Source organism: Burkholderia sp. BCC1977 (assembly GCF_905339595.1).
In the GTDB taxonomy this organism is placed as follows: Bacteria; Pseudomonadota; Gammaproteobacteria; order Burkholderiales; family Burkholderiaceae; genus Burkholderia.
On the sequence record NZ_CAJPGQ010000107.1, the window covers coordinates 1 to 2,823 of the forward strand.

Annotated in this window: 3 protein-coding genes; 1 reads left to right on the forward strand and 2 read right to left on the reverse strand. The window is 59.5% G+C overall.

Going from position 1 to position 2,823, the window contains the following annotated elements:
• A partial coding sequence (locus U5771_RS34815) for a recombinase family protein (RefSeq protein WP_322028135.1) occupies positions 1-1,219 on the reverse strand: 1,219 nt, incomplete at its 3' end.
• A gap of 118 nt (positions 1,220-1,337) precedes the next feature.
• Entirely contained in the window at positions 1,338-1,781 is a 444-nt protein-coding gene (locus tag U5771_RS34820) for a hypothetical protein (RefSeq protein ID WP_124260255.1), read from the reverse strand.
• A 609-nt stretch (positions 1,782-2,390) separates the two neighbouring features.
• Here U5771_RS34820 and U5771_RS34825 point away from each other — a divergent pair.
• Entirely contained in the window at positions 2,391-2,636 is a 246-nt protein-coding gene (locus U5771_RS34825) for a SymE family type I addiction module toxin (protein WP_322028136.1), read from the forward strand.
• The last annotated feature ends 187 nt before the right edge of the window (positions 2,637-2,823 follow it).

Below are 2,823 nucleotides of genomic sequence, written 5' to 3' on the forward strand. Positions count from 1 at the left end.
GAATGAAGCGATTCGTTTCGATATAACGATAGTCACGTCCTGGCGTGAAGCCAACCGTCTGATACGCACGAATCAAGCTACCGAAGCGATACACATACACCGAGGTGGACGGCATGCCCTCCGTTTCGTCGATCACAACGCCCGATAGAAAGCCTCTGCTTCGGTACAGGTTTCGCAGACGCTCAATAAGCTCCTCGCTCGAGTAGCGCCGGGCGCGCGCCCGCATGATGCCCTGCGCGGTATAGAACGTTTCGCTCGGCACGATGGGTTCGAACGCACCCTCCTTGCGTATCCACATCTCCGACGGATTCGTGACGCGAGATTTCTTCAGCTTGAACGACACACGGTTGTAGACGTTGTTGCCGATGTACTTTTCGTTAGTGAGCACCTCGCGAATAGTTGCCCGAGTCCAGGGACGCCCAAGGTCCGTCTGAACGTTCATGCCGTTCAGGCGTGCGGCGATCTCGTGCTCATTGAGTGACTCATTGATGAACCAGCTGTAGATGAGGTTGACGATACGCACCTCGCTGTCCGGGCCCGGCATTAGAATGACGCGGTCCGTCTGCAGGCACTTGTGTTGGCCGCGTTGCAATTCCCCTTTCATGAGGCCATGCTCGTCCACGAGGATCCGGCGTAACGCATAGCCTGCAGGGCCGCCTTGCCGGAAACCGAGCTCGATCAACCGACACTGGCCGGCGAAGACCTTCGCTGACAACTCGCGGCTGTACTCTCCGGCCATCGCGCGCTTCACGCCTTTGACTATCGTCGAAACTGGCGAGCCGTCGTTCTCGAACTGCTCGGCGCAATAGGCGACCTGGATGCCAGCGCGCCGGCAGATGTACTCGTAATAGGCACTTTCGTCTGCATCCTGGAATCGTCCCCAGCGGCTTACGTCGTAGACGAGGATCACCTGGAAATCGGCCATGCCGGTTTCCACGTCCCGGATCAGCTGCTGCAGCGCTTGGCGCCCATCGATGCGCAATCCACTTTTACCCTCGTCGGCGTAGGTCCGTACGATCTCGAGATCGCGACGAGCAGCGTAGTCGCGAATGCGATCACGCTGATTCTCCGTCGAGTATTGCTGATGCTCCGTCGACATCCGAACGTATTCAGCAGCCCGCATCCTGCAGGCCTGCTCGTCAACGGATTCGCATGTGCAATCGAGGTCCACGATCCAGCTCCCACTGGCAACCGCCCCTCGCTGCGCCATCCCCGACATCAACTAGGGGATTTGTATCGGCGAACGCGTCGCGCCTTGCAATGACGTCGAATGCGAGCGAGTACACAGCCAAGGTAGCAGGCCATAGACCCTTGTCGTACACGTCATCTCTTTGCAATCACGCCGGAACGGGCCTGGGCTCAGATAGCACGGCGATGTGCACCGTCCACGCGTTCATCTTTGCAACGCCGGCCTCAACCGCGTTGCGCAGGATATAAAACCCAGATGCCAGCGGGCGATGGGCCGGCCACACGTCCATGTTTGCAACAGCACTAGCAGTGCGCCGCGCATTTCGTCGTCGCTGCATCGCGCAATTGCGATCGCGATAGGCCGGGTGCGTCTCGCGGTAGTGCCGCCAGTAGTCAGGATGTCGGGCCCGCCAGCTGGCCTGGGCGCGGATCTGATTCTCGCGATAGTCGGGATCGACTCGCATGCGCTGGTGCTGCCACGCACGCCGGCGAGCACGCTGGCACGCCTTGGCCGAGCAGAAGCGTTGATGCGGGATATGTAAGAGCGGAGTGAAGGGTGCGCCGCAGGCGGCACAGATCCGATCCGATTTCATGGCCGTGCTCCACGGAAGAATTGCAGTGGGGCCGGCCGTGTTCGGGGCCAGGGTCATTTGAAGCCAGCTCACGGGACGCGGCGTCCCACCCTCGCAGATTTTCCCGCTCTTGGAGCCGCTCTTGAGCTTTTTCTAAGCCTGGACCTTCCGAGGTTCGCACGAGCCGCTCAGAGAGCTCGTGGGTTATTGGGGTCGCACCCAAACGCTACTACTTCGGCGCGGAAGTAGACCAGTCGCAACAACTCCGTCGTCGCCACAAAGTGCTTGTGGCGGGCGTCTTCGTAAGTCTTTGATTTTTAGTGTGCGGCGTCTCATCAACTAAGTCGCCCTACGGTATCGACACGGTCGCCGGCCCGGTTGGCTCGGTGGCTTCGCAGGAGCGATTTTCGGAGCCTTGGTCGGCGGTGCTGGTGGTTGTGCCGCTGGCTCCGCCATCGGTGTACGGCGAAAACTCGAGAAGCTATGCCGTTTGGCCACTGCTCGAATTTTTCATATTTCGAGATGCCCAGTTAGGTAGACTCAAATGGCGTCACCGCAAAAAGCGCGGGCCGCATGGGCTGCCACCCATACGACCCGCTAACCACCACCAACTCACGTCAGGAGTCGGAAATGGCTAACACCAATCATAAGTCACGCCCCGTCGTAACGGAACGCTTCGTCACTGTTCAAGAGTCAGAGCGCCATCATTCCTTGTCCAGGGTCCTCCGTGCCATCAGAGCCCACCGGAAACTGAACACGACGTATTACCCGTGGATCAAATTGGCGGGAGTATGGCTTGAGGACGCGGGATTCGAGGCGGGAGAACGTGTCAGGATTACTGTCGAGGACAAGCGACTCCTCGTCACGCCGATGTGATCGACGCATTGGCGACGGAGGGCATCGCAAGTCGCCATCCCTCTGGGAGCTCGATGCCCGATACTCCGCACCGTTAGTAACTGTGACAAGCGACGATTGTTCTGCAAGTGCAGCGGGCCGCTCATTCAGGTCCGCTGCCGTGTAGCCTTTCAGCAAGAGCCGCTGACCCGCGTCAGGCACATCGGAC

Bases quoted from the DNA above. Each gene is read 5' to 3' on its own strand.
- U5771_RS34820 (WP_124260255.1), bottom strand. From the start codon at position 1,781: ATGAAATCGGATCGGATCTGTGCCGCCTGCGGCGCACCCTTCACTCCG.
- U5771_RS34825 (WP_322028136.1), top strand. From the start codon at position 2,391: ATGGCTAACACCAATCATAAGTCACGCCCCGTCGTAACGGAACGCTTC.